Source organism: Tenacibaculum sp. E3R01 (assembly GCF_003318185.1).
Lineage (GTDB): Bacteria > Bacteroidota > Bacteroidia > Flavobacteriales > Flavobacteriaceae > Polaribacter > Polaribacter halocynthiae.
In genome coordinates, this window is sequence record NZ_QOCC01000019.1 from 137,818 (window position 1) to 163,793 (window position 25,976).

Sequence of the window (25,976 nt, forward strand, 5' to 3'; positions counted from 1 at the left end):
CGGAGTTTTTTTTACACCAATTTTAAAAACATATAAAATGAAAAAAATTATTAAAAAAAGTCTCATTGGACTATTAACAATTGGTGTTTTAACTGTAATTCTAGTTTTCCTTTTCCCTCAAGTATTATACGTTTCTGCATTTGGACAAAAAATGCTTATGAAAATGGAAGGTGAACAAGTTGCCGAATTCTATTTTAAGGAAAACCAAACAAGTAAAGACACTCTTTACATGAAAGGAATTATATATAGTAATACACTTACTGATATAAAAAAAGTATTAGATAACAATCCGCAAGTAACAACAATTACTATGGTTAATGTTGGTGGATCTATTGATGATGAAGTTAACTTGGTAGCATCTCAAGAAATTAGAAAACGTAATATAAATACCTATCTTCCAAAAAATGGAATGGTAGCTTCTGGAGGAACAGATATGTTTTTAGCTGGAACTAAAAGACAAGTACATCCAACAGCTAAGCTAGGAGTTCATTCTTGGTCAGGTGGAGATAAAGTTGCTTTAGATTTTCCTAAAGAGCATGAAGAACATAAAAAGTATTTAAACTACTATAAAGAAATGGAAATCCCTACTGATTTCTATTGGTACACTCTTAAAGCTGCTCCTGCTGATGGTATTCACTGGATGACTTCAGAAGAAATTATTAATTATAATATTACAACAGATACGAAATCAGAATTACTGAGTTTACAAGAAAAACTCTCTTCTAATGAATTTAAAGGTAGAGGGACAGGAAACAATCAACTAGCTCAAGATTTAATTACTACTTACTTTGAAAATGTTGGGTTAAAGAAATTTAACAACACCTATAATTCTCCTTTCACCTTCATTAATAAAAAAACGACTAAGAAACGAGAAGGGACAAACATCATTGGGTACATAAAAGGAAAAAAATATCCAAACAAATATATTGTTATTGGTGCTCATTATGATCATTTAGGTATTGTTAACGATACTATTTATAATGGAGCTGATGATAATGCATCGGGTACTGCTGCATTATTAGTTTTGGCAAAACACTTCAAAAGTCATCAGCCAGAACATTCTATCATTTTTGCAGCTTTTGATGCTGAAGAATTAGGATTACATGGCTCTAAGTTTTTTGTTGAAAATCCACCAATACCTTTAGAAGATATTCAATTGAATTTTAATTTTGATATGATTAGTCGTAATCCAAAAAACGAAATTTATGTTGTAGGTACTTATCCATATCAACAATTTAAATCTTTGGTTGAAAAAGTAGCAAAAACAAGTTCTTTAAAAGTGTCTTACGGACATGATAATCCTAATGATAAAACGAAAGATTATTGGATGTTCTCATCAGATAATGGTCCATTTCATAAAAAAGGAATTCCAAACATCACTTTTAGTGAAGAAGATCATCCTAGTTATCATAAACCAACAGATGATTTTGAAAATATAAATCCTACGTTTTATAAAAATGTTGTGAAACTAATTCAAAAGGCCATTGAAAATATAGATCAAAATTTCCCAACTAAATAATTCATCAAAGTGGTACATAAAAAAGATATTGAGATCGCTTATAAAAATATTAAAGATGATATTTTAAAAACACCTTTAGTACACTCTCCAAAATTGAGTGCTATTTCTGGCGCGAATGTGTATTTAAAAATGGAACATTTACAGATAACAGATTCATTTAAAATACGAGGTGTGCTAACGAAATTAAAGAGTATTAACAAAAAGGACTTTAACAAAACCTTTGTAGCAGCTTCAACAGGAAATCACGCAGCAGCATTTGGATATGCTTCAGATAAATTTGGATTTAAAGGGAAGTTATTTTTACCAAAAAACATTAGAGAAGAAAAATTAACAGGAATTTCTAAATATGCTTTTGAAACCGTTTTGTACGGAAATTCTAGTATGGAAACTGAGCGGAAAGCAAGAGAATATGCTAAAGAAATTGATGGAGTTTTGATTCACCCATATAATGATCCAGAAATTATAAAAGGGCAAGGAACAATTGCTATTGAAATAGCAGAACAATTTCCTGAAGTAGATACGGTTATAGTTCCTATTGGTGGTGGTGGACTTATTTCTGGAATTTGTTCTTATTTTTCAGAAAACAAAAATGTAACTATTGTAGGTAGTCAACCAATAAATGCTTCAGAAATGGAACAATCTATAAAAATAAATAAAATTGTTTCTCCAAGTAAATATAGTACGATTGCTGATGCTGCTGCAGGAGGAATAGAAGAGAACTCCTTAACATTTATTATTTGTAAAAAACACCTTTCTCATGTTGAAACAATTAAAGAAGAAGATATAAAAAAAGCAGTAGCCTTTTTATATAAATTTCATGAAACAACAGTAGAACCTACTGCTGCATTACCAGTTGCAGCATTATTAAATGGAGATAAATATCGCAATAAAAATGTGGTAGTAGTTTTAACAGGAAAAAAAATAAACAAACAATTATTAACTGAAATAAACAAAAATTATGGCGACTGTTATTAATTTAGAAGAAATAAAATCCATACTAAAAAACATAGATATAATAGCTGCTATGGAAGAAGGATTCATTCAATATAGTAATGGAAATACAGTAGTTCCTCCTGTTGGAGAATTATTATTTGAAAAACCTAAAGGAGATGCACATATCAAATACGGATATATTAAAAATGATGACTATTATGTAATTAAAGTTGCATCTGGATTTTATGATAATGTAAAATTAGGAATTGCTTCTAGTCAAGGATTAATGTTATTATTCGATCAAAAAACAGGAGTTCCAAAAGCTATTTTATTAGATGAAGGGCATTTGACTGATATTCGTACAGCAGCAGCAGGTGCTTTAGCGGCAAGGTATTTTGCTCCAAAAAAAATAAAAGCAATCGGAATTATTGGAACTGGAATACAAGCAAAATTACAATTACAATATCTTCAAAAACATACACCTTGTTCTTCTGTTTGGGTTTGGGGAAGAAACAAAGAGAATGTAAAAAAGTTTGTTCAAGAACTTGGTACTGATTTTAATATTCAAATTGCAGAATCACCTTCTGAAATCGCAAAAAACTGTACCCTTATAGTAACTACTACACCTTCTGAAATAGCTTTATTAAAAGCAGAAGATATTCAAAAAGGTACTCATATCACTGCAGTTGGTTCAGATACTGAACATAAACAAGAGTTAGAAAGTGAATTACTAAAAAAGGCAGACATTGTTATTGCTGATAGTATTCCACAGAGTAAAAGTAGAGGAGAAATTTATAAAGCTGTTAGTGATGGTAAAATTTCAGAAAATACAGTCATTGAATTAGGAACTGCAGTTCAAGATTTAAAATTACAACGAACAAGTGAAGATCAAATTACAATTGTTGATTTAACTGGAGTAGCTGTACAAGATATTATGATAACTAAAGCGGTGTATAACGGCTACTTAAAAAATAAATAAAATGCTTCAATTTATTAGTAATAAAGGAGGTGGAAAACCTGTTGATTTTGAAACAGCAATATTAGATGGTTTTGCTGTTGATGGAGGATTATATGTTCCTGAAATATTGCCAGAAATTACAGAAGAGCAATTAAAAGAATGGAAAGATTTAAGTTATGTAGAATTAGCTTTCGAAATCCTTTCTTTATTCATAGATCGCTCTATTATTTCCGAAAATGAATTAAAAGGCATACTGCAAACGGCCTATGCTCCTTTCGAAAAGAAAGAGATTATTCCATTATATAAAATAAAATCTAGAAAAGATACCTATATTATGGAGTTGTTTCATGGTCCAACAATTTCATTTAAAGATGTAGGGTTGGCTTTTTTAGTGAATTTGGTTAACTTTTTTTTAGAACGAAAAAAAGAGCACCTTACTATTGTTGTAGCTACCACAGGTGATACCGGTCCAGCCACAGCATATTTTGCAGCGGGAAAATCAAATATAGATGCCTGGGTGTTATACCCAAAAGGATTAATTACTGAAGAACAAGAACGTCAAATGACCACTTTACAGCAAGCGAATGTTCATCCTGTTGGTGTATCAAACTGTCCTGATGGTGGTGATGATTTAGATGCAGTAATAAGTAAGCTATATGCTAATAAACCATTTAAGGAAAAACTAAAATTATCAAGTGTTAACTCTATTAATTGGGGACGTGTGATGATGCAAACTGTTCATTATTTTTATGGATATCTGCAAGTTGTTGATACCGTTGGTGAACAAGTTAATATGTCAGTACCTTCTGGTGGATTTGGTAATTTATGCGCTGGTGGACTAGCCCGTAAAATGGGATTACCTATAAAATATTTAGTAGCTGCCAATAATAAAAATGCTTGTTTACATCGTATATTTTCAGAAGGAAGATTTACCAAAGAAGAAATCATTGAAACACCTTCTTCTGCAATAGATATTTTAATTCCGTTTAATTTTTGGAGGTATTTATATTTCTGTATAGATAAAGATACTGAAAGGATAAAAAAATGGATGGATGAGTTTAAAACTACTGGAAATGTAACATTCGATAAAGAAATTTTTGAAACCTATAAAAAAGGATTCCTTTCAAACAGTTCATCAGACCAGGAAACACTAAATATAATTAATGAAATTTACACTGCTGAATCTTATTTATTAGATCCACATGGGGCAGTATCATTAAATGCTACTGATGTTTTAAAAAATGTTTTAGGTAATGAGAAATTGATTTGTTTGGCTACTGCACATCCATCAAAATTTCCTGAGGTAATAAAAAAGGCACTATCCATTTCTGTTCTACCCAAAGCAGCTACCCATCAAAGTATAGAAAATGAAAAACGCCTTTGTGAAAAAGTTCATTTGTGCAATCATGAATATTTAGAAGAAGCTCTTATACATGCAATGGAAACAAATTGGGATTTAACAAAAGGAAAGTAATATGGCACAGTATACAGTTTTAAATGATGAAAGCATACAAACCATTTTAATTCATTATGATATTGATAAAGTAACTTCTTATAAAGTATTAAGTGGTGGTTCTGAGAATACTAATTATTTAATAAACACAATTGATAATGCCTTTGTATTAACAGTTTGTGAACAAAAGTCAGCTCAAGAAGCGGAAGAATTAGCTTCTTTATTAAACTATCTTGAACGTAATAATTTTAGTACTTCAAAATTAGTAAAGACAAAAACAGGAAAACTTACTGTAACATTTAGTAATAAACCTATTATACTAAAAGAATTTATTGAAGGTGATATAATTCAGGATTTTCCTGATAATTTACTAGTTTATTTAAGTGAAGAGTTAGCTAAGCTACATCAAATAAAAGTGCCTAATTATGTTCCAAAAACTTTAAACTATGGAAGTATAGATCGTTTTGATGAAGTACAGGTTTACGCACCAGAATCTTCTTTTTATAAATGGTTAAAAGAAGTAAAAACCTATATCAAAAAACACATGCATCCAGAACTACCAAAATCCCTGATACATAGCGATATTTTTTATAGTAATATTATTGTTAGTGATGACCTAAAAACTGGTACTATTATGGATTTTGAAGAAGCCTGTTACTACTATCGTGTATTCGATATTGGAATGATGATTGTTGGAACTTGCTGTCAAGAAGAAACAATAAACCTACATAAAGCAAAAAAATTACTTAAAGGATACCAGCAAAACATAAAGTTAAAAGAAGTAGAAATTGAAGCACTACAAGCTTTTACAGTTTACGGAGCAACTGCAACTGCTTTTTGGAGGCATCAAAATTTCAATTATATAAATGTTACTCCAACAATGAAAAACCATTATGTTTCAATGAAAAACTTGGCTGATTCAATATTAAGTATTTCTATTAATGAATTTAAAACTGTATTTAATAAATAACTTGCCTAAAACACAAAAAAGAGACTGTCATAGCTTTTGAAACAGTCTCTTTTATTCTTTTCTTTTTCAGTTTTGAAGTTATAAAAACTTCAATTTTGTACCTTTATTGTACTTGGTTTAATAGCAAATTCCCCACTTATTTGTTTCCTAACATTAATAATTCATTACAAACTACCTCTGTTACATATCGTTTATTACCTTCTTTATCATCAAAAGAACGTGATGTTAATTTCCCTTCAATAACCACTTCGTTTCCTTTTTCTAAATATTTTTCAATGATTTCTGCTGTTTTGTTCCAAGCTACAATATTGTGCCATTGTGTGTCAGTTACCTTTTCCCCTGTAGAGTTCTTGTACGTTTCATTAGTTGCTATTGAAAATTTAGCTAGTTTTTTACCACTTTCTAAAGTGATAATTTCTGGATCATTTCCTAAGTTTCCAATTAACTGTACTCTGTTTTTTAGTGCGTTCATATTATTATTTTTTTCGTTAAACAGTTAAGATTTTGTCATTCATTTGAATTGACTCTGCAAAGATGCAATACAAACCAAATCATAATAGGTTAGTAAACATTTGTTTTCGTTTGTAAATGAATGTAATCATTTAATTATTTTTAATATATTTGTTTTCAAACAATTAAAAATGAGTTCAAAAAAATGTTTAGAGTGTAATGAAAAAGTAATTGGACGAATTGATAAAAAGTTTTGTTCTGATTATTGTAGAAATGCATATAACAACAAAGTAAATAAAGAAAGTAAAAATCTAATTCGAAATACCAACAACCGGTTACGAAAAAACTATAAAATTCTTTCTGAACTTAATACTTCAGGAAAAACAAAAACAACTAGACGAAAATTATTTGATAAAGGTTTTGAATTCAAATTTATCACCTCTATATATACTACAAAAAAAGGAAGTATTTATTTTTATGTATATGATCAAGGTTATTTAGAGTTAGAAAACGAATGGTTTTTGTTAGTTAAACAAGAATAACTGAAAACCGTATTTTACAAATTCAACTTATTATTAATAAATTTAAATTATTCTTTATGCCTTTATTAGGAAGCTCACCTATGATTATCTTAATAATTCTTTCATTTGCCATAATAGTTTTCTTGTTTATTTATTACAGTAAAAAACAAATAATAATAAGAACACTAAAAAAAATACCCTTTACAAGAATTGGCAATATACAGACCAATCGATTAACTAAAACAACTGGTAAAGCCCAAGCTATAGAAGAACCACTTATTGCCCCATATAGCAAAAGAAATTGTGTTTTTTATACTATAAAAATTGAGCAAGACAAAGGAGATGATGAAGGTTCTAGTTGGGAAACTTTAGTTTATGACGAAAAAATTCAATCATTTTTTATAGAAAAAGATAGCGATTTAATTATGATTAACCCTACACAAAATCCAAAAAACTATAAAAGCTATTTAGTTGTTGACAAAAAAGTAACTTCTGGAACCTTTAATGACGCTTCTCCTAAGTTTGAATCTATATTAAAACAATATGATATTGAAAGTACTGGACTCTTTGGTTTTAATAAAACATTACGTTACACAGAGGCTATCATTGAATTAGGCGAAGAAATAACTGTAGCTGGAATAGCTGAATGGAAAAATTTAGATAAACCAATACCTGGTTATTCTTATTCAAAAATTGCAGCACTTATCAGTAATCAGAAACAAAAATTAATTATTACTGATTTACCAAAAGAAAAAGTTTCAAAAACATCCTAGTTACTTCCAGGTATTTCCTTTAAGTTTCATCGCCGCTTTTAATATATCTTTCTGACTTATTTGTCCTACCAATTTTCCATTTTCAACAATAGGAAACCTTCTACGTTTAGACTCTAAAAATTTATTAACTGCATCAAAAACATTCATATTACCATCAATTGTTTCTACTTCTTTAATCATTGCCTTACCTACAGTATTATTTTTATCCATTGGTAAATTATAATACCTACTTTCAGATATTTGTTTCATACAATCTCCCTCCGAAATAATTCCTATTAGTTCATTGTTTTCATTTACAACAGGACCACCAGATATTTTATTCTCAATTAAGGTTTGTATTACGTTCTCAATTGGCTCAGATTCTTTAAATGAAATAATTGTAGTTGTCATATAATCAGAAACCAAAATTGGTTCAGTTTCTTTTTTTTCAGCGTTAGTTCGTTTCCCTTGAAAGTTAATTATCCCCATAATAGTTATTTAAATTTACTAAATATACTGATTTTTAATAACTTACGTTTATTTCTAGAAAAGGTATTATTTAACTAAATTTATAACATAAAAATCCTCTATGAGATCAACAAATAAATTTTGGGCTATTTTAATAATAGCATTCACTATTTTTTGGGCTTTTAATGATAGTATTCCAACAGTGTCATCAAAAGTAACCACAGATAAAACTAAGTTTTCGTTAGATAATGCATTATATCATTTAAAAAACATTTCTAAGAGACCACATTATACAGGAAGTAATGAACATAAAGAGGTTCAGAATTATATTATAAATGAATTAAAAAAACTTGGCTTAAGTTCAGAAATTCAAAGTCAAACTGCTATAAATAAAAAGTGGAAAGCTAGTACCACTACTGAAAATATAATAACCAGGATTAAAGGTTCAGAAAATGGTAAAGCTTTATTATTATTAACTCACTATGATTCTAATCCCCACTCATCAATTGGAGCAAGCGATGCTGGATCTGGTGTAGTAACAATATTAGAAGGAGTTAGAGCTTTTTTAGCAAAAAAAGAGAAAGTAAAGAATGATATTATTATTTTATTTTCTGATGCTGAAGAGCTAGGTTTATTAGGAGCACAAGCATTTGTTGAAAATCATCCTTGGTCCAAAGATATTGGATTAGTATTGAATTTCGAAGCTAGAGGTAGTGGAGGTTCTAGCTATATGTTAATGGAAACAAATGGTAAAAACAAGAATCTTTTATCTGAATTCATAAAATCAAATCCAAATTACCCAGCTGCAAACTCATTAATGTATAGTGTTTATAAAAAATTACCTAATGATACTGATCTAACTGTTTTTAGAGAAAATGGAAATATCAATGGTTTTAACTTTGCTTTTATTGATGATCATTTTGATTATCATACTGAGCAAGATTCTTACGAACGATTAAACAAAGAAAGTCTTTTACATCAAGCAGATTATTTTACAAGTTCACTTAATCATTTTTCAAATATTGATTTAACACTTTTAGATAGTAATGAAGATTTTGTTTTTGTCAATTTTCCTTTAATCAAAATGTTATCATATCCTTTTTCATGGGTTCTTCCAATGCTTGTTTTTGCTTGCTTACTTTTCGTTGGTGTATTTATTGTTGGAGTTAATCGTAAAAAAATAACGTATAAGGGCACTTTGAAAGGCTTTATACCCTTTTTATTAGCTTTAATTATTTCTAGTGTAACTAGCTTCTTATTATGGAAATTATTAGTGTTTATAAACCCTCAATATAATGATATGCTACATGGGTTTACCTATAATGGATATCAATACATAGGAGCATTTAGTTTTTTAACTTTATGGATACTTTTCAAAATATATAGTTATTTTAAAAATGAAAAGGCTATAGATTTATTAATTGCTCCAATAGTAGTAGGCTTAATTATAAATATTTTCATATTTCAAAACTTACAAGGTGCTGCCTTTTTAATTATTCCTGTATATGCTTCTATTTTAATACTAAGTATTTTGGTTTTTATGAATGTTCGTAAAGAATCTAAAACAATTCTTTTTGCAATTATATCTATACCTACAATATATATAATTATACCAATGGTTCAATTATTCCCTGTTGGTTTAGGCTTAAAAATGCTATTTATTGCTTCAATATTAATAACATTAGTATTTGGTTTCTTACTTCCTATATTTATTCAAACAAAGAAAAAAAGTATACTCCAATTTTTAAGTGGTCTTACTGCTATTACTCTTTTTTTTATTACTACAGTTAATAATGGGTTTTCAATTGATAAAAAGAAGCCTAATAGTTTAGTTTTTATCCAAAATTCAGACAATAATACTTCGTATTGGGCTACATATAACACTGTGTTTGATAGTTATGTATCCCAAGTTTTCAATTTAGACTATACTGAAGGAAACATTCCTGAATCTGAAGGAAAAAGTAAATATAACACACGTTATACGCACTATAAGAAAACTGAGAATAAGAATATCCCTATATCAAAAATTGAAATAGATATTGATACTATTATAAATGAAAAAAGAGAAATAAGTTTTACCATATTTCCTTCAAGAAAAATTAATAAATATGAATTGTACAATACAACTCCTATTTCCATTTATAGCTTTTGTATAAATGGTGTTTTATATAATCAAGGAAAGTCTTTTGAGGCTAATAAAGGAACACTTTTAATATATCAAATGGCAAACTCAGATAAAGAATTATCAATCTCTTTAACATTAGAAAAAGATTCAAAACCTGCTATTATTTTAAACGAAGTTTCCTATGATTTGCTATCAAACCCTAAGTTTAATTTAAAGCCCAGGAATGAAACTATGATGCCAATGCCCTTTGTTACAAATGATGCTATTATTACTTCTAAAAAAATAAAGTTGTAATACATAAAATGGCTTGATAAATTTAGATTTATCAAGCCATTTTATGTATTTGTACTATGAAATTCTATATTCTATTAATCAATTTGCGAAACACGTAATGTGTTTACCATTCCTTTTGCTTTTACAGGCATAGATGATAAATTAATCATAAAGTCACCTGCTTTAACAAATCCTTTCTCTTTAGCTATTTCATTAATATCTTCTACGGTATCATCAGTACTTAAATTTCTATCGTAATGATAAGCCCTAACACCCCATAAAAGATTCAACTTTCCTAAAATTCTTTTTTCAGATGAAAACGCTAACACATGAGATTTTGGTCTCCATGCAGAAATTTGAAAAGCAGTATACCCGCTATTTGTTAATGTAGTTATTGCTGAAGCTTTTATATCATCAGCCATTAAAGCCGCATGATGACATACCGATTTTGTAATAAAACGATTTGTTCTAATATGTGGTGGAGCTTGTGGAACTTCAATAAGATCAGAAAATTCAACACTTTTTATAATTTCACTCATTTTTTGAATAACTCTTATAGGGTGTTTTCCTACAGAAGTTTCTCCTGAAAGCATTACTGCATCTGCACCGTCCATAATAGAATTTGCAACATCATTAACCTCTGCTCTTGTAGGAACAGAGTTATCTATCATAGTTTCCATCATCTGAGTAGCAATAATAACTGGTATTCTTGCTTGCTTAGCTCTTCTTACCAAGCTTTTTTGAATCAATGGTACATCTTGCATTGGAACTTCAACCCCTAAATCACCACGCGCAACCATAAGTCCGTCACAGTAAGGTATCAAAGCATCGATATTTTCAACAGCTTCTGGTTTTTCTATTTTAGCTATTACAGGAACTCTATAACGAGATTTTTGCTTTATTAAATCGCGTAAAATTCTTAAATCTTCAGGTGTTCTAACAAAAGAAAGTGCTACCCAGTCAACTTCTTGATCTAAAGCAAAAACAACATCTTTTTTATCTTTTTCAGTAAGAGCTGGTAAAGATATTTTTGTGTTTGGTAAATTAACTCCTTTTTTAGATTTCAAAGGTCCACCAACAATTACTTTAGTTTCTACACTTTTATTTTTATCTGTTGAAACTACTTCGAACAACAATTTTCCATCATCCACTAAAATTTGTTCACCTTCTTTAACATCTTTAGGAAAACGTTGATATGTCATATAAGCCTTTTCTTGTGTACCTATACATTCTTCAGTTGTAAACGTAAAAGCATCTCCTGCCTTTACCTCTACTCCTTCCTCCATTATACCAACACGAAGTTTTGGGCCTTGTAAATCAGCTAATATGGCTACATTATACCCTCTTTCTTCATTAATTTCTCTAATTTGTCTAATGCGCTCTTTTACTGTATCATAATCTGCATGTGAAAAATTTACTCTAAATACATTCACACCCTTTTCAGCCATTTCTGCTAAAATTTCTTTAGTATTTGTTGCTGGTCCTAAGGTTGCTACAATTTTGGTTTTTTTGTTATGTGGCATATGCTAAAAAATTAAAAAATCTTTAGATTTTAACGTATCAACTTCTATTTGATATGATGTTATTACTTGAGGTATTTGCTTTATTTTGTTTATAGCATTTTCTATAAACGTGCATTCAAAATCCCCCTCTATTTTTATAAAATAATCAACTTTTTTCTTTTCAGGAACAAGGTAATTTGTCACAGTATTTTCTGTAAACAGTCCTATTTCTTCTGATTTTATTTTATGTTTACTTACATTATTTATTAAAAACCAATTATGATCTGACTTTAAGTTTAAATATTCATATACAGAAAATGATGTTTTCACATCATTTTTACTTTTAATATCTAGGCAATAATTCGCTTTTTTAAATAAGCTATTTAAAATACCATTTAAAAGATATGCTAATTTATAATCATTTAAAGTAGTATGGATTCCAATTAATATATACTCATTAGTATCAAAGTCATTAAAATCCAGCTCATAAACAGGCATAAAACACCGATTAGTTTTTTGCTAAGTTAGTAAATGTATCTATATTACAATGTGAAATTAACGAAAAGCTTTTCGTTGAAAAGTTAAGCACTCTACATTTTATCTTGCATGGTATAATATACTCTCTTAGCTGCAATTTCTTCAGCTTTTTTCTTTGAAGTAGCCCTTCCTTTAGCAACCATTACTCCATCGATACTTATCCTAACACTAAAATGTTTTTTACTTTGATTACCTGTATCTTCGTATGAGTCAAAACTATATTTCTTTTTATTTTTTTGACACCATTCTATTATATAACCCTTATAGCTAGATATTTTACCTTCTAACCTTTCAATATCTACATAAGGTAATATTACCTGCTCATAGATGAATTGATCGCAGTAATTATATCCTCTATCAAGGTATATGGCACCAATTAATGCTTCAAAAATATTTCCATGAATATTATTACTAACTTGATTATTAGCAATATTACTTTTTACGAATCTAATAAGGTCTAAATCTTTACCTAATGTGTTTAGATGTTCTCTACTAACAACTTTCGATCTCATTTGAGTAAGATAACCTTCATCACCTTTAGGTACTTTCTTATATAAATAAGAAGCTATAACTGTACCTAAAATAGCATCTCCTAAAAATTCAAGACGCTCATAATTTATAGGATTACCTTTCTTATCTACCATTTTTAAAGACCTATGAGTAAACGCTTTTTTATAATGCGATAACTTTATAGGTTTAAAATTAAGCAGTTCTTTTAATTCGTAGTAAAAGTCTTCATCCTCTTTATTCTGGGGTTTAACTATTCTACGAAGAAAATTCATATGAGATTAATCTAGTTTTTTGAAAACAACACAAGCATTATGCCCTCCAAATCCAAAAGTATTACTCATTGCTACTTTAACATCTCTTTTTTGAGCCTTATTCAAAGTTAAGTTTAACTCTGAATTAATATTCTCATCTACATTATTATGGTTAATTGTAGGAGGAATAACTCCATGCTCCATAGCTAAAATTGAAGCTATAGCTTCAATAGCACCAGCAGCACCTAACAAGTGACCAGTCATAGATTTTGTTGAATTAATGTTAATGTTTTTAGCATGATCTCCAAATACTTCAGAAATAGCCTTTAATTCAGCTACATCACCCAACGGAGTAGAAGTACCGTGAGTGTTTATATGATCTACATCTTCAGGTTTTAAACCTGCATTTTCAAGGCAATTTTTCATTACAGCAATTACACCAATACCTTCAGGATGTGGTGCTGTCATATGATGTGCATCAGAAGATAAACCACCACCTACAACTTCAGCGTAAATTTTAGCACCTCTTGCTTTAGCATGCTCATATTCTTCTAAAATAATAGCACCTGCTCCTTCCCCTAAAACAAAACCATCACGTTCAGCATCAAAAGGTCTTGATGCAGATTCTGGAGTTTCATTTCTTGTTGATAAAGCATGCATTGCATTAAAACCTCCCATTCCTGCAATAGTTACCGCGGCTTCACTACCACCAGTAACAATAACATCACAATGTCCAAGTCTTATGTAATTTAACGCATCAATCATAGCATTAGCTGATGATGCACATGCAGATACTGTTGTATAATTAGGCCCCATAAATCCATTTTTAATAGATATATTTCCTGGAGCGATATCTGCAATCATTTTTGGGATAAAGAATGGATTGAATTTAGGGGTTCCATCACCTTTAGCATAATTGAATGCTTCGTTCTGAAAAGTTTCTAAACCACCTATTCCTGCTCCCCATATAACGCCAACTCTTAACTTATTAACGTCATCTAGATTTAACTTTGCATCAGCTATGGCTTCATCTGAAGCTACCATAGCATATTGTGTAAATCTATCCATTTTACGAGCATCTTTCCTATTCATGAAGTCAGTCACCGTAAAATTCTTTAACTCACATGCAAAACGAGTTTTGAACTTGGCAGCATCAAAATACGTTATAGGTGCTGCTCCGCTAACTCCGTTAACTAAGCTATTCCAATACTCATTTTTATTGTTTCCTATTGGCGTTAATGCGCCAAGTCCAGTTACTACAACTCGCTTTAATTGCATATAATTCTTATTTTTTTGCGTCTTCTATATAGCTAACCGCTTGACCTACCGTTCCGATGTTCTCAGCTTGATCATCTGGAATTTGAATATCAAATTCTTTTTCGAATTCCATAATTAACTCAACAGTATCTAATGAATCTGCTCCTAAATCGTTTGTGAAGCTTGCTTCGTTAGTTACTTCGTTATCGTCTACTCCTAATTTATCTACGATAATTGCTTTTACTCTTGATGCAATGTCTGACATAATTTTATAAGTTTTAAAATTTAAAATCGGGGCAAAAATACAAATCTTAAGTTTTAATTCTAATTTTTGTCCAAATAATGTGATGTCTAAAATAAAAAAAATACTTGAATCTTTTATTATATAGCTCATCATTGTTAATAATTATTCTTTTTTTTGCAGTAACAATACAACTTAATCAGTATGAAACGTATCGTAATTTTTGCTTCTGGATCTGGTACCAACGCCGAAAACATTATTAAATATTTTCAAACTTCTAAACATGCAGTAGTTACTCATGTGCTTTCTAACAATGAACATGCCAAAGTTTTTGAACGTTGTGAACGGCTTGATATCGATGCTTCATTGTTTGATAAAGAGAGCTTTACAAAAGATGACACTGTGCTTAATTTTTTACAGGTTGAAGCTGACATTATTGTTTTGGCAGGTTTTTTAAGAAAAATACCGTCTAAAATTGTAGAAGCTTTTCCTAATAAAATAATAAATATACATCCTGCTTTACTTCCTAAATATGGTGGAAAAGGAATGTATGGCATGAATGTTCATGAAGCTGTCAAAAAAAATAATGATTCTGAAACTGGTATCACAATTCATTATGTAAATGAAAATTATGATGAAGGAGCTATCATTTTTCAAGCAAAAACAGAGTTAAATAGTAAAGATACACCTGAATCTATAGCAAAAAAAGTTCATATTTTAGAATATGAGCACTTCCCAAAGGTAATTGAAAGCGTAATTTTAAAAAATGGGTAAAAAAAAATATTATGTTGTTTGGAAAGGCAAGAAAACTGGGATTTTTTCTTCTTGGTCAGAATGTAAGAAGCAAATCCATTCATACGACGGTGCCCAATACAAAGCTTTTATAGATAAAAAAGAAGCTGAAATAGCATTTAAAAAAAGCTATAGTGACTACAAAGGTTTAAACACCAAGAAAAAAGTTTTATCAAACAGTGAGAAAGAGAAATATGGAACACCTATTTTAGAAAGTATTTCGGTAGATGCTGCGTGTGCAGGAAACCCAGGTATAATGGAATACAGAGGTGTTTTGACACATAATAAAAAAGAAATTTTTAAAATGGGGCCTTTTAAAAACGGCACAAATAATATTGGTGAGTTTTTAGCATTAGTTCATGGAATAGCTTTACTAAAAAAAAAAAAAAAAAAAAATATTCCTATTTATTCAGATTCAAAAATTGCTATTGGTTGGGTTAAAAAAAAACAATGTAAAACAAACGTTCAATTTAATAATACCAATAAAGATATTTTAGAGTTAATAAAACGAGCAGAAAGTTGGTTACATAAAAACCCTGTAGAAGTAACTATTTTAAAATGGGAAACGAAAGTATGGGGAGAAATTCCAGCTGATTTTGGTAGAAAATAAAAATCCGAGTACATATATACTCGGATTTTTTATCTATTTGAAATAAATTAAGTACTATTTAACTGCAATCTTAGTATCATCTTTCCAATTCTGAACACTAGCTATTGCATTGTTTTCATAATCAATCTCTTTTAATCCATCCTTTTGCCACATAAACCACTTTCCAACTTTTTTACCAGCTTTATAGTGAGCTATTGCAGTTTTATTACCTTCTTTACTAAAAGTAATCCAAGTGCCAGTTAATTTCTTATCTTTAAAAAAACCTTGTTCTTTAACCTTTCCATCTTTATAAAAATAAGTAGCTTTAACTAAATCTCCTGCTTTCTCAAACTTAGGTCCTACCTGTGCTTGTAATACTGAAACAGCTAAGATACAAGCTAAAATAATTATTTTTTTCATGTCTATCATTTTAATCATTAACACTAACATTACAAATATATATATAATTTTACACTTAAACAACAATTACGTAACATTAAATTAACATTAGGTCTTTTTCCCTATTTTTTGTACTTTTACAAGTAAGTATTAATCATAAAAAAAATTATTATGGCTGTAATGAAAGTTATTGAGATTTTAGCTAACTCTGACAAAAGTTGGGAAGAAGCAACAAGAAAAGCAATTAAACAGGCTTCTAAATCTGTTAAAAACATTAAATCTGCTTTTGTACAATCTCAAAGTGTTGTGGTAAATGATGATGAAGTAAGTGAATTTAGAGTAAACTTAAAAGTTACTTTTGAAGTAAAGTAACTACATAAATACTAACTACTATTGGTGCGATTTTGTATTTACAAGGTCGCATTTTTTTGTTACGAAGAATTTAATCTAGCTATTTGACTTCATAAATAAGTAAGCTCATAATATTTCTCTGACAAATATTATATAGAAATACAACTCAAAGTAATATCTCAATTTTTAAAAAACGTAACAAAATAACAAATGCTTTATGTATGTTTGTATAAGCAGTACTTACAAGGTTTTCTTCCTGAAAATAAAAAAAGCAACTATTTTAAATTAAAAACAATTAAAAATGAACTATTTATCACTCTTCTTAGTTGGCTTTATCGCCGTAATTCATATTTACATAGTAATACTAGAAATGGTATTATGGACAAAACCTAAAGGTATAAAGGCTTTCGGTTTAAAAAACAAAGAGTTTGCAGAAGAAACTAAAGTTTTAGCAGCAAATCAAGGTTTATACAATGGTTTTCTTGCTGGTGGTTTAATATGGTCTATAGTTTCTCAGAAAACAGACGTCGCTATTTATTTTATAATTTGTGTTTTTATTGCTGGAGTTTATGGAGCATATTCTACTAAAAAATCAAAAATATTTTTTATACAATCAATACCAGCTTTAATTGCTCTTTTAAGCATATTTATCTAAATTTTGAATATTACCTAACTACTACTATTCAATAAATATTATTTAAACTTAATTATTAAATTTATTAAAGAAAATGGAACAGTATACTGAAAAATTTAAAGAACTGTTAATTAACTACACTCCGAAACTTTTAACAGCACTAGCAATCTTAATTGTTGGACTTTTTGCTATAAAAATAATTGTAAAAGGGAGTAAAAAAATAATGAAGAAGCAAGATGTTGACATAACGCTTCAAAAATTTTTAGGCGACTTATTTAGTTGGGCTTTAAAAGCTTTACTTTTTGTTACAGTTATTTCAAAGTTAGGAGTAGCAACAACATCATTTGCAGCAATTATTGGTGCGGCTGGTTTAGCGATTGGTTTAGCTTTACAAGGATCTTTATCTAATTTTGCTGGTGGTGCCTTAATAATGATTTTTAGGCCATTTAAGGTTGGTGACTTAATAGAAGCTCAAGGCATTGTTGGTGTTGTAAAAGAAATTCAAATTTTTACAACTCACATTAATACTCCAGGTAATAAATTAGCTATTATACCTAACGGTTCATTATCAAACGGAAATATCATAAATTATACAGCTGAGGGAAAACTTCGTGTTGATTTAACTTTTGGTGTTTCTTATGATGCAGACATTAAAAAGACAAAAGATATTTTAATGGACGTGTTAATTTCAAATCCAAAAACATTAAAAGATCCTGCTCCTACGGTAAATGTATCTGAATTAGCTGATAGCTCAGTTAACTTTGCTGTGCGCCCATGGGCTAACACAGCTGATTATTGGGATGTATATTTTGAAACTACTGAAAACGTTAAAATCGCATTAGATAAAGCAGGTATAGAGATACCATATCCACATGCTGTTGAGATACAGAAAAAAGATTAGCGCTTTTTTTCTGGTATGGCAACAAAATCTTTTAAATAAAAAGGTTCAAAATAAGCGACATCTTCGATGTCGTTTTTTTTATGCTTTTCAAAACTCAATAGTGCCATTTCTTTTGCTGAAGGGAACTTTTCATCAATAAAAATTGCATTTCTATGAGTTATGATATTTTTACATTTTTCTGAACCGTCTCCTAAAAAATAAACTTTATTGTCTGTTAACAATTCTTCGAATGAATTTTCATCAATAATTTCAGCCCTTATTTCACGTACTTGATTGTAATTTTTATCATAAATAGCAGAATATACTTCCATTCTTCTTGCATCAATCATGGGTACAATTAAGCCTTCATCTATATTAGCATTCATAGAAAGAGATTTTAATGTATCTATTGCAATAAGTGGTACATCAAAAGAAAAACATAAACCTTTAGTAGCAGAAACTCCAATTCTTAATCCAGTATATGACCCCGGGCCTTTACTTACTGCTACAGCATCTATTTCATCTATACTTATTGAAGCCTCATTTAAAACATCTTGAATAAAGGGGTGTAATTTTTCAGCATGAGAATAATTTCCATTATTTAATTCTTTACTTGCTAAAACATCTCCATTTTTTGCTATACTAACTGAGCAATTTTTTGTTGCTGTTTCTATGTTTAAGATTATTGACACGATAAAAAAATATTTTCAACAAAGATACATTATAATGAAAAACCTTACCAAATTGGTAAGGTTCTATATCAATAATAAATTATCCCCTGATATTAATCTAGAATTGATTCTCCAAAATAAAATTTTAACACTTTTGTTTTAAATACATAATCGTATTTAGCTCTTATCATGGCTCCTTCGGCATTTACTAATCTATTTCTTACTTGATCAAAATCAAACTGTGTCATAGAACCATAATCGTAACTTACTTGTGCGTTTTTAAAAGCTTCATTCTGTGCTTCTAAAGATATATTAGCTGCTTCATATGTTTTTGCTGCTGCTTTAGCATCTAAATAAGATTTTTCTATCTCTTGTTGTAATTGCAACTTCTGACTTTCTAATGCTATTTCTGAAATCTCTTTATTGATAACAGATTTAGCTACTCTATTTTTTGTTTGAAAACGATTAAATATTGGAATATTAAGTGATAAACCAGCGCTATAACTAATTCTATCGTTTATTTGTCTTAAAAAGTAATCATTAGGACGGATTAAATTATTAAACTGGTGAAAAAATGAACTACTAACACCTAATGAATAAGTTAAAGTAGGTAAGTACGCACCTTTAGCTAATTGTAAACTTATTAAAGAATTTTCTACATTTAATTTAGCTCTTTCAATTTCTGGTCTATTAGTCAATGCTTTTTCATAAACTGCATTTGAAGAATTATATAATAAACTAAGAGATGGTGAGTCAATATTAATTTTTTCAACATCAAAGTTATCTGATGATATTTGAAGTAACTGAGCAAGTCTAAGCAATGCTAAATTCAATGTGTTTTCTTGTAAAACAACGTTTTGCGCATCATTTGATGCCGTTGATTGTACATTTAACAAATCACCTTTAGGAATTGCACCTGCATCAAATTGAGCCTTTGCCCTTGCTATTTGTTTTTTACTAATTTCAGCTTGAACAACCGCTACTGCCAAATTTTCTTTTGCAAATAACACATTTAAATATGTATTTACAACATTTAATGAAATGTCATTTTCAATTTTAGCTAAATCTAATTCATTTCCTTTAACCCCAAGTACAGCTTGTTTTTTAGAATTAATATTTCTAAACCCATTAAAAATTGTACCTCCACTTGATAAAGAAAACGATGAGTTAAAGTTTTGAGTATTCTGAAGTATTCCATTTCTATCTTGAGAAAGTCCTGATGAAAAATTTCCTCTTGAAGATCCATTTAAATCTGGTAAAAAATTTCCTTTAGCTATGTCAACATCTTTTTCAGCAAGTTTTACATTTAATTTATTTTGCTTAATTGTGATGTTGTTTTCTAATGCATAATTAACACACTCTTTAAGTGTCCATTTCTTTTGAGAATAACCTCCCAATGCTGATAATAAAGTAATTAATAATACAATTTTAGTTTTCAAGACGTTTATTTTTTATGTTCAATTAGTTATATTCAATTGGTATTCCAATTAATTAAGAAACAATAAATACCTGAATAACAAATACCTATAATTTAATTAATTAAAAAAACTAAAAAAAACGAACACAACATGTTTGATTATGAACAGTATTTTTTAAAGCTTCCTCGTATATGACGACTAAAATTAAAATATGTTACAAGAAAATAATCTTATTGAAGTGTTAATTTTTATTTTTTTTTCTATGTCTATAAATAAAATAGAATAATACCCCAACTAAGATATAAGGAAACACCATTAAATAGGTAATACCATTATTAACACCTTCAGCCATACTTACATCACCACCTTCAACAACAGCCTTACACATAGCACATTGTGAAAATGACTTCTTTCCTGTAAAAATAATTACTAAGAATGAAATTAATATCTTTTTATACATAATAAGGTGAAATCATTAAATACACTATTACTCCAGTTATCGCAACATATAACCATAATGGAAATGTAATTTTTGCAATTTTTTTATGTTCAGGAAAATTACCTAATCTAGCTCTCATAAATGTTATTAATACAAATGGTATAATAACAATCGATAATAATATGTGCGTTATTAAAATAAAAAAATACAGGTATTTAATAACTCCTTCTCCTCCAAACTTAGTAGAATTAGATGTCATGTGATAAGCTACATACATTACTAGGAAAAGTGCAGAGCAAATGATTGCAGTTGTATTTAATTGTTCGTGCAACTTTTTATTTCCTTTTTTTATAGCAACTATAGAAGCAACTAGTAAAACAGCCGTAATTCCATTAATACTTGCATATATAGGGGGTAAGAATGACAAAGGTTCTACATTAGGAATTTTTATTCCAAATAAAGCTGCTACTGCCAAAGGAATTACCACAGATACTATTGTAATTAACCTTTTATATTTTTTTTCTTCTAAATTATTAACCTTACTCATTTAATAATAATTTAATATCTTGTTTTAATTCTTGTATTTGATTTGAAAAACCGTGTTCATCTAAAGCTCGATAATACATAATTGGATTTCCATGCTCATCGTATCTTGAACGAATATTTCCATCTTTATCAACTAAAGCAAATAACCCTGAGTGTTCAAAACCACCATGACTATCTTCCCCTTTACCTACAAATAATTTAAATCCTTCGTTAGATAAATCATACACAACACTCTCATCTTTACCTGTTAGTAAATGCCAATTTTTATGATTTATTCCATGTATTGCAGCATAATCTTTTAATTTTCTAGGAGTGTCAATTTCTGGAGTAATAGTAAATGAAGCAATTCCAAAATTAGGATTCCCCATAAATTCATTTTGTATATCAACCATTCTTCTATTCATAATTGGACAAATGGTAGGACAAGTAGCAAAGAAAAATTCTACTACATAAACCTTTCCTTTGAAATCATCATTTGTGATGGTTTTCTTTTCTTGATTTACAAATTCAAAAGATGGAACTTTATTAAATTTATGCAAATCTGCAGTTTGAAAATGTTTTACAATCTTTGGAACCGCATAAATTCCAAAAAGTAATATAATAAACGAAATCCCTATATATGAATAATCCTTTTTTTTCATTTTTTAATTATTAAATTTCTCTATCGGCATTATTTTTTTTGAGAGCTAAACGATACTCAGCTAAAACAACTTTAACATCATCTTTCATTTTATTATTTAACTCACTAACAGATTTCATATTATAACCAAATAACTTTCCTCCTGCTGCATCTTTATCATCATCTCTTCCTCTTAAACTGATATCTTTATCTATAATAAATGCTTTAGATGTATGCACATTAGAATCTAATGATTGATTCGTATTAAAACTTTCATACAATACCTTTATTTCAACCTCATCGGCAAAAATAAAATTCCATTTTATCATATTTGTAAAAGCTCCAATTTCTTTTTTAAGTTTTTCAACCTTTTGTTCTGTACCTTTTAAAGCAACAACAATCATTTGAAAATCTTTAAACCCATAAAATGGTTTGTATATTTTCTCAGTTAAATTAAATAACTCACCTTTTGCTAATTGAATATCACTACCTAAAAAAGTAACTATTGATATTTTCCTATCAAATGTAGCTTTTTTAGTAATAGCAGATATATCTGTTACATTTTTTGTTAAAACTGGTAGTTTAGCAAAGTTATTAATACCAAGTGACAAGAATATATAAAATAATAAAGGCACTATAAAAAGTGCAAACAATACTATAAACTTTTGTTTTTTACTCATAACAGTTCGTTCTTTTTAGAGATAAAAAAAGGTGGTTAAACACCACCTCTTTTTTAATTTTATAAAATTACCATTTTACTAATGGTGCTAATGTATCGTATAAATAGCCTCCTTCAATTAATATTAACGCTATAAGGTAGCATATTAAAAAGGTAGCTGTCCAAACTATAGATCGTCTAAACCATGTTTTCTCACCTTCTAAGTGCATAAATGCCCATGCTATATAGTATGCTTTTACAATTGTTAAAATGATAAACATCCAGTTTAACCAACTAGTTCCTATACCATGTAAATGTAAAGCATCTGGCTTAATAATACCAAAAGCTACTTCTACTGTTGTTACTATAGTTAAGATTGCTAAAACAATCCAAATTCTTTTTGTATTTGATTCGTGTGCGTGACCTGCCATTTTTTTAATACTTTAAAATTATACTAAGTAGAAGAATGTGAAAACAAATACCCATACTAAATCTACAAAGTGCCAATATAAACCTACTTTTTCAACCATTTCATAATGTCCTCTTCTTTCATAAGTACCTAATACGACATTAAAGAAAATAATAATGTTTATTAATATACCTGAAACTACGTGAAAACCATGAAAACCTGTAATAAAGAAAAAGAAATCTGCAAAAATAGGATTCCCATATTCATTTACATGCAAATTAGCTCCTTCAACCACCATACTAGCTTTGGCTAATTGAGCTAAACTTTCTTCTCTAGATAATACGATTTTTTGCTTTGTTTCAAGATTAATCTTTTCTGTTCTTATTAGTAAAGAAGGATTATTCTTAAATGCTTCCTGAACTTGTGCTACAGAATATTCAGAAATTGTTCCCTCTTTTTCAAACCATAATCCATTTTCTTTCGCATGCTGAACCCTACCGTCTTTCCTGTCATTATGTACAAAATCTGCTAAAGCTATTTGATGACCATCTTTTACAAACTGTAAAATATGGTTGTCAGTAGTTTTAACAGCTCCATAAGAACCGTTAATAAAGTTTTTCCATTCCCAAGCTTGCGATCCTACAAAAATAATTCCAAAAATTATAGTTGCAAACATATACCAAGCTACCTTTTTCTTTTTCATTTGATGACCAGCATCAACTGCTAATACCATCGTTACTGATGATATAATTAAGATAAAGGTCATTAAAGCTACATAATACATTGGTGCATGTACCCCATGTAACCCAGGAAAGTGTGTAAAAACTTCATCGGCAATTGGCCATGAGTCAATAAATTTAAAACGTGTTAAACCGTACGCAGCTAAAAACCCAGTAAAGGTTAATGCATCAGACACGATGAAAAACCACATCATCATTTTACCATAACTAGCTCCAAATGGCTTTTCGCCACCTCCGCTCCAGGTTTCTTTTTTGTCAGAATTTACAGCAATATTTGCTTCCATAAATACTATTTAGTTAATTTTTGTTAAAACAGTGCGCCAAAATTAAGCATTTCTCATCATTTAATAAAATAGAAAAAGAAAAATAGATAAATCCACAAAACATCTACAAAGTGCCAAAAGATTGCACCTAGTTCAAACCCAAGCATATCAGTAGATGAATACTTCTTTTTAAAATGATTATAAATAACGACTAATAACACGACAACCCCTGCTAACAGGTGCAATACGTGCATAAATGTAATTCCTATAATAAAAGATGTAGAAACTGTACTTTCTGGTCCAGTAAAATATAACCCTACTTCTTTTAGTTGATTAAACCCTACATATTGATACCAAATAAAACCTAAACCAAGTATAAATGTTACCAATAAAAGCATAAAAGAGGCTTTTAAATTATCTTTTTTAAGAGTTTTATGTGATAAAAACAGTGTAATACTACTCAAAATGATTAAAATAGTACTTATATAAAACGCTTGAGGCAAATCAAAAGTAACCCAATCTTCACGATTCATACTAACAACATAAGCACTTGTTAACCCTGCAAAAAACATAACCATACTTATCATGGAAATCCACAACATTGGTTTTGCAGATTTTCTTTTAGCTGTTTTTAATTCTTCTTGTAATGTTTGTGTTTGTTCACTCATTAATGTAAAAATTTATCTACTACATATATTATTGGCACAATTGTAATATAAAAAACACTTGCCAACATTAATTTTCTTGCATCAATATTCTCTTCTGACTTATATAATTTAATACCATAAAACAACATTAAGATACCTAATAGTAAAATTATAACAGCAGTAAGTGGGTATATATAAAAGTTTCCTGTTACTTTTAATACAGGAGCTATAGACATTAAAATCATTACACAAGTATAAAAAATTATCTGTACTACTGCACCTTTGTCTTTTTTATCCATTGGCAACATATGCAAGCCTGCTTTATTATACTCTTCAAATTGCAACCAACCTATTGCCCAAAAATGAGGAAATTGCCAAAAAAACTGAATCATAAATAAAAATCCTGCTTCGACACCAAACTGTCCCGTTGCAGCAACCCAACCTAACATGAATGGAATTGCTCCTGGAATAGCACCAACAAAAACTGCTAAAGGAGTAATTGCTTTTAATGGAGTGTAAGCACTTGTATATAAAAAAATAGATACCGCTCCAAATAAAGCACATTTAGGATTTATTGCATATAAAATTGCAATTCCAGCAATTGTAAATAATATTGCAATAACCATTGCTGTAGTTACAGACATTCTTTTGGAAGGTAATGGACGATTTTTAGTTCGCTGCATTAACGCATCTATATCCTTTTCTATTATTTGATTAAAAGCATTTGAAGCTCCTACCATAAAAAAACCTCCGATAGCTAAAAGTAATATAGTAGTATAATTAATTTTATCAGCACCTAATAGATATCCTGTAATTGAAGTAAAAACTACACTTACAGACAGTCCTACTTTAGTAATCTGTTTAAAATCAGAAAATAATACCTTTATAGATGTTTTATCTTGTATTGTTGAAACAGTACTCACCTTGTTATTTAAAAATTTCTGCAAAGATATTTCTTTCTTATAGAACCACCATACTTTTTAAAATTAATTAAAAAAAATTAAAAACTTTTTTTGTAATTCAAAAAAGGGTGTTATATTTGCACCCGCATTCAGAGTAATGCACGTTCTTTAAAATAATTTTTGACTACGCGAAAGTAGCTCAGGGGTAGAGCATCACCTTGCCAAGGTGGGGGTCGCGGGTTCAAATCCCGTCTTTCGCTCTTAACCTTTTAAAAGAGATTATGCTGAAGTGGTGGAAT

At 29.2% G+C, this 25,976-nt stretch carries 31 protein-coding genes and 1 tRNA gene; 14 read left to right on the top strand and 18 right to left on the bottom strand.

Annotated elements, in window-relative coordinates; genetic code table 11:
• Nucleotides 1–37: 37 nt before the first annotated feature.
• The 5 genes from DS884_RS05755 to DS884_RS05775 are packed head-to-tail and all read left to right on the top strand — an operon-like array spanning nt 38 to nt 5,833.
• Nucleotides 38–1,519, top strand: coding sequence for a M20/M25/M40 family metallo-hydrolase (locus tag DS884_RS05755; protein ID WP_113786100.1), 1,482 nt, complete (start codon nt 38–40; stop codon nt 1,517–1,519).
• A gap of 9 nt (nt 1,520–1,528) precedes the next feature.
• Complete coding sequence (locus DS884_RS05760; RefSeq protein ID WP_158530819.1) at nt 1,529–2,494, top strand: pyridoxal-phosphate dependent enzyme; 966 nt, start codon at nt 1,529–1,531, stop codon at nt 2,492–2,494.
• Nucleotides 2,478–3,431 carry an NAD(P)-binding domain-containing protein gene (locus tag DS884_RS05765; RefSeq protein WP_113786101.1) on the top strand — a complete coding sequence of 318 codons (954 nt, stop codon included), beginning with the start codon at nt 2,478–2,480 and terminating at the stop codon, nt 3,429–3,431. Before DS884_RS05760 ends, DS884_RS05765 begins: the two co-directional genes overlap by 17 nt.
• A gap of 1 nt (nt 3,432) precedes the next feature.
• On the top strand, nt 3,433–4,884 hold the full coding sequence (gene thrC, locus DS884_RS05770) for a threonine synthase (protein WP_113786102.1): 1,452 nt from the start codon (nt 3,433–3,435) through the stop codon (nt 4,882–4,884).
• Between the two features lies 1 nt (nt 4,885).
• Nucleotides 4,886–5,833, top strand: coding sequence for a phosphotransferase (locus DS884_RS05775; protein ID WP_113786103.1), 948 nt, complete (start codon nt 4,886–4,888; stop codon nt 5,831–5,833).
• A gap of 136 nt (nt 5,834–5,969) precedes the next feature.
• On the opposite strand, the gene DS884_RS05780 is transcribed toward DS884_RS05775, so the two are convergent.
• The gene (locus DS884_RS05780) at nt 5,970–6,305 is read right to left on the bottom strand and encodes a single-stranded DNA-binding protein (RefSeq protein WP_093869796.1); all 336 of its coding nucleotides are present in this window, start codon (nt 6,303–6,305) and stop codon (nt 5,970–5,972) included.
• 169 nt (nt 6,306–6,474) lie between these two features.
• Here DS884_RS05780 and DS884_RS05785 point away from each other — a divergent pair, with 169 nt between their 5' ends.
• On the top strand, nt 6,475–6,825 hold the full coding sequence (locus tag DS884_RS05785; protein ID WP_093869791.1) for a hypothetical protein: 351 nt from the start codon (nt 6,475–6,477) through the stop codon (nt 6,823–6,825).
• A 56-nt stretch (nt 6,826–6,881) separates the two neighbouring features.
• The gene (locus DS884_RS05790) at nt 6,882–7,577 is read left to right on the top strand and encodes a hypothetical protein (protein WP_113786104.1); all 696 of its coding nucleotides are present in this window, start codon (nt 6,882–6,884) and stop codon (nt 7,575–7,577) included.
• Here DS884_RS05790 and DS884_RS05795 read toward each other — a convergent pair whose 3' ends face one another.
• Nucleotides 7,578–8,045, bottom strand: a complete 468-nt coding sequence (locus tag DS884_RS05795; protein WP_113786105.1) for a CBS domain-containing protein — start codon at nt 8,043–8,045, stop codon at nt 7,578–7,580.
• Between the two features lie 100 nt (nt 8,046–8,145).
• Between DS884_RS05795 and DS884_RS05800 the strand changes: the two genes are divergently transcribed.
• Complete coding sequence (locus DS884_RS05800; RefSeq protein WP_113786106.1) at nt 8,146–10,443, top strand: M20/M25/M40 family metallo-hydrolase; 2,298 nt, start codon at nt 8,146–8,148, stop codon at nt 10,441–10,443.
• Between the two features lie 74 nt (nt 10,444–10,517).
• Here DS884_RS05800 and pyk read toward each other — a convergent pair whose 3' ends face one another.
• The 5 genes from pyk to DS884_RS05825 form a co-directional block, all read right to left on the bottom strand.
• Nucleotides 10,518–11,945 (bottom strand): pyruvate kinase, encoded by a 1,428-nt coding sequence (gene pyk, locus DS884_RS05805; RefSeq protein WP_113786107.1) that lies wholly within the window; start codon nt 11,943–11,945, stop codon nt 10,518–10,520.
• A 3-nt stretch (nt 11,946–11,948) separates the two neighbouring features.
• Nucleotides 11,949–12,422, bottom strand: a complete 474-nt coding sequence (locus DS884_RS05810; RefSeq protein WP_113786108.1) for an IPExxxVDY family protein — start codon at nt 12,420–12,422, stop codon at nt 11,949–11,951.
• A 92-nt stretch (nt 12,423–12,514) separates the two neighbouring features.
• Nucleotides 12,515–13,243, bottom strand: coding sequence for a ribonuclease III (rnc, locus tag DS884_RS05815; RefSeq protein WP_093869785.1), 729 nt, complete (start codon nt 13,241–13,243; stop codon nt 12,515–12,517).
• 6 nt (nt 13,244–13,249) lie between these two features.
• Nucleotides 13,250–14,500 carry a beta-ketoacyl-ACP synthase II gene (gene fabF, locus DS884_RS05820; protein WP_093869784.1) on the bottom strand — a complete coding sequence of 417 codons (1,251 nt, stop codon included), beginning with the start codon at nt 14,498–14,500 and terminating at the stop codon, nt 13,250–13,252.
• A 7-nt stretch (nt 14,501–14,507) separates the two neighbouring features.
• A complete protein-coding gene (locus DS884_RS05825) occupies nt 14,508–14,744 on the bottom strand; it encodes an acyl carrier protein (RefSeq protein ID WP_093871978.1) in 237 nt (78 codons plus the stop codon).
• Nucleotides 14,745–14,924: 180 nt separating this feature from the next.
• Between DS884_RS05825 and DS884_RS05830 the strand changes: the two genes are divergently transcribed.
• Together DS884_RS05830 and DS884_RS05835 are read left to right on the top strand one after the other, a co-directional pair.
• On the top strand, nt 14,925–15,494 hold the full coding sequence (locus DS884_RS05830) for a phosphoribosylglycinamide formyltransferase (RefSeq protein WP_113786109.1): 570 nt from the start codon (nt 14,925–14,927) through the stop codon (nt 15,492–15,494).
• Complete coding sequence (locus tag DS884_RS05835) at nt 15,487–16,122, top strand: viroplasmin family protein (protein WP_113786110.1); 636 nt, start codon at nt 15,487–15,489, stop codon at nt 16,120–16,122. The genes DS884_RS05830 and DS884_RS05835 overlap by 8 nt, the downstream gene beginning before the upstream one ends.
• A 54-nt stretch (nt 16,123–16,176) precedes the next feature.
• On the opposite strand, the gene DS884_RS05840 is transcribed toward DS884_RS05835, so the two are convergent.
• A complete protein-coding gene (locus tag DS884_RS05840) occupies nt 16,177–16,521 on the bottom strand; it encodes a toxin-antitoxin system YwqK family antitoxin (protein WP_113786111.1) in 345 nt (114 codons plus the stop codon).
• Nucleotides 16,522–16,671: 150 nt separating this feature from the next.
• On the opposite strand from DS884_RS05840, the gene DS884_RS05845 reads away from it, so the two are divergent.
• From DS884_RS05845 to DS884_RS05855, 3 genes are all read left to right on the top strand, one after another.
• On the top strand, nt 16,672–16,872 hold the full coding sequence (locus tag DS884_RS05845) for a dodecin family protein (RefSeq protein WP_093869781.1): 201 nt from the start codon (nt 16,672–16,674) through the stop codon (nt 16,870–16,872).
• 280 nt (nt 16,873–17,152) lie between these two features.
• Entirely contained in the window at nt 17,153–17,506 is a 354-nt protein-coding gene (locus DS884_RS05850) for a DUF1304 domain-containing protein (RefSeq protein ID WP_093869780.1), read from the top strand.
• Nucleotides 17,507–17,579: 73 nt separating this feature from the next.
• Entirely contained in the window at nt 17,580–18,386 is an 807-nt protein-coding gene (locus DS884_RS05855) for a mechanosensitive ion channel family protein (protein ID WP_113786112.1), read from the top strand.
• Here the strand turns inward: DS884_RS05855 and tsaB are convergent.
• The 10 genes from tsaB to cyoE all read right to left on the bottom strand — a co-directional run bounded on the left by tsaB (nt 18,383) and on the right by cyoE (nt 25,698).
• Nucleotides 18,383–19,057, bottom strand: a complete 675-nt coding sequence (tsaB, locus tag DS884_RS05860; protein WP_113786113.1) for a tRNA (adenosine(37)-N6)-threonylcarbamoyltransferase complex dimerization subunit type 1 TsaB — start codon at nt 19,055–19,057, stop codon at nt 18,383–18,385. The genes DS884_RS05855 and tsaB overlap by 4 nt on opposite strands.
• Nucleotides 19,058–19,149: 92 nt before the next feature.
• The gene (locus tag DS884_RS05865; RefSeq protein WP_093869777.1) at nt 19,150–20,475 is read right to left on the bottom strand and encodes a TolC family protein; all 1,326 of its coding nucleotides are present in this window, start codon (nt 20,473–20,475) and stop codon (nt 19,150–19,152) included.
• 220 nt (nt 20,476–20,695) lie between these two features.
• Entirely contained in the window at nt 20,696–20,914 is a 219-nt protein-coding gene (locus tag DS884_RS05870; RefSeq protein WP_093869776.1) for a hypothetical protein, read from the bottom strand.
• Nucleotides 20,907–21,440 carry a DUF420 domain-containing protein gene (locus DS884_RS05875; RefSeq protein ID WP_093869775.1) on the bottom strand — a complete coding sequence of 178 codons (534 nt, stop codon included), beginning with the start codon at nt 21,438–21,440 and terminating at the stop codon, nt 20,907–20,909. The genes DS884_RS05870 and DS884_RS05875 overlap by 8 nt, the downstream gene beginning before the upstream one ends.
• Nucleotides 21,433–22,080: an SCO family protein gene (locus DS884_RS05880; RefSeq protein ID WP_113786114.1), complete on the bottom strand. Its 648-nt coding sequence runs from the start codon at nt 22,078–22,080 to the stop codon at nt 21,433–21,435. The genes DS884_RS05875 and DS884_RS05880 overlap by 8 nt, the downstream gene beginning before the upstream one ends.
• 10 nt (nt 22,081–22,090) lie before the next feature.
• Nucleotides 22,091–22,738: a hypothetical protein gene (locus tag DS884_RS05885; RefSeq protein ID WP_093869773.1), complete on the bottom strand. Its 648-nt coding sequence runs from the start codon at nt 22,736–22,738 to the stop codon at nt 22,091–22,093.
• A 67-nt stretch (nt 22,739–22,805) separates the two neighbouring features.
• A complete protein-coding gene (locus DS884_RS05890) occupies nt 22,806–23,147 on the bottom strand; it encodes a cytochrome C oxidase subunit IV family protein (protein ID WP_093869772.1) in 342 nt (113 codons plus the stop codon).
• A gap of 18 nt (nt 23,148–23,165) precedes the next feature.
• Nucleotides 23,166–24,149 (bottom strand): cytochrome c oxidase subunit 3, encoded by a 984-nt coding sequence (locus DS884_RS05895; protein ID WP_113786115.1) that lies wholly within the window; start codon nt 24,147–24,149, stop codon nt 23,166–23,168.
• A gap of 56 nt (nt 24,150–24,205) precedes the next feature.
• Nucleotides 24,206–24,796, bottom strand: a complete 591-nt coding sequence (locus DS884_RS05900; protein ID WP_093869770.1) for a heme-copper oxidase subunit III — start codon at nt 24,794–24,796, stop codon at nt 24,206–24,208.
• Complete coding sequence (cyoE, locus tag DS884_RS05905; RefSeq protein WP_093869769.1) at nt 24,796–25,698, bottom strand: heme o synthase; 903 nt, start codon at nt 25,696–25,698, stop codon at nt 24,796–24,798. The genes DS884_RS05900 and cyoE overlap by 1 nt, the downstream gene beginning before the upstream one ends.
• Nucleotides 25,699–25,865: 167 nt before the next feature.
• Here cyoE and DS884_RS05910 point away from each other — a divergent pair.
• A tRNA-Gly gene (locus DS884_RS05910) sits at nt 25,866–25,937 on the top strand.
• Nucleotides 25,938–25,976: the final 39 nt, after the last annotated feature.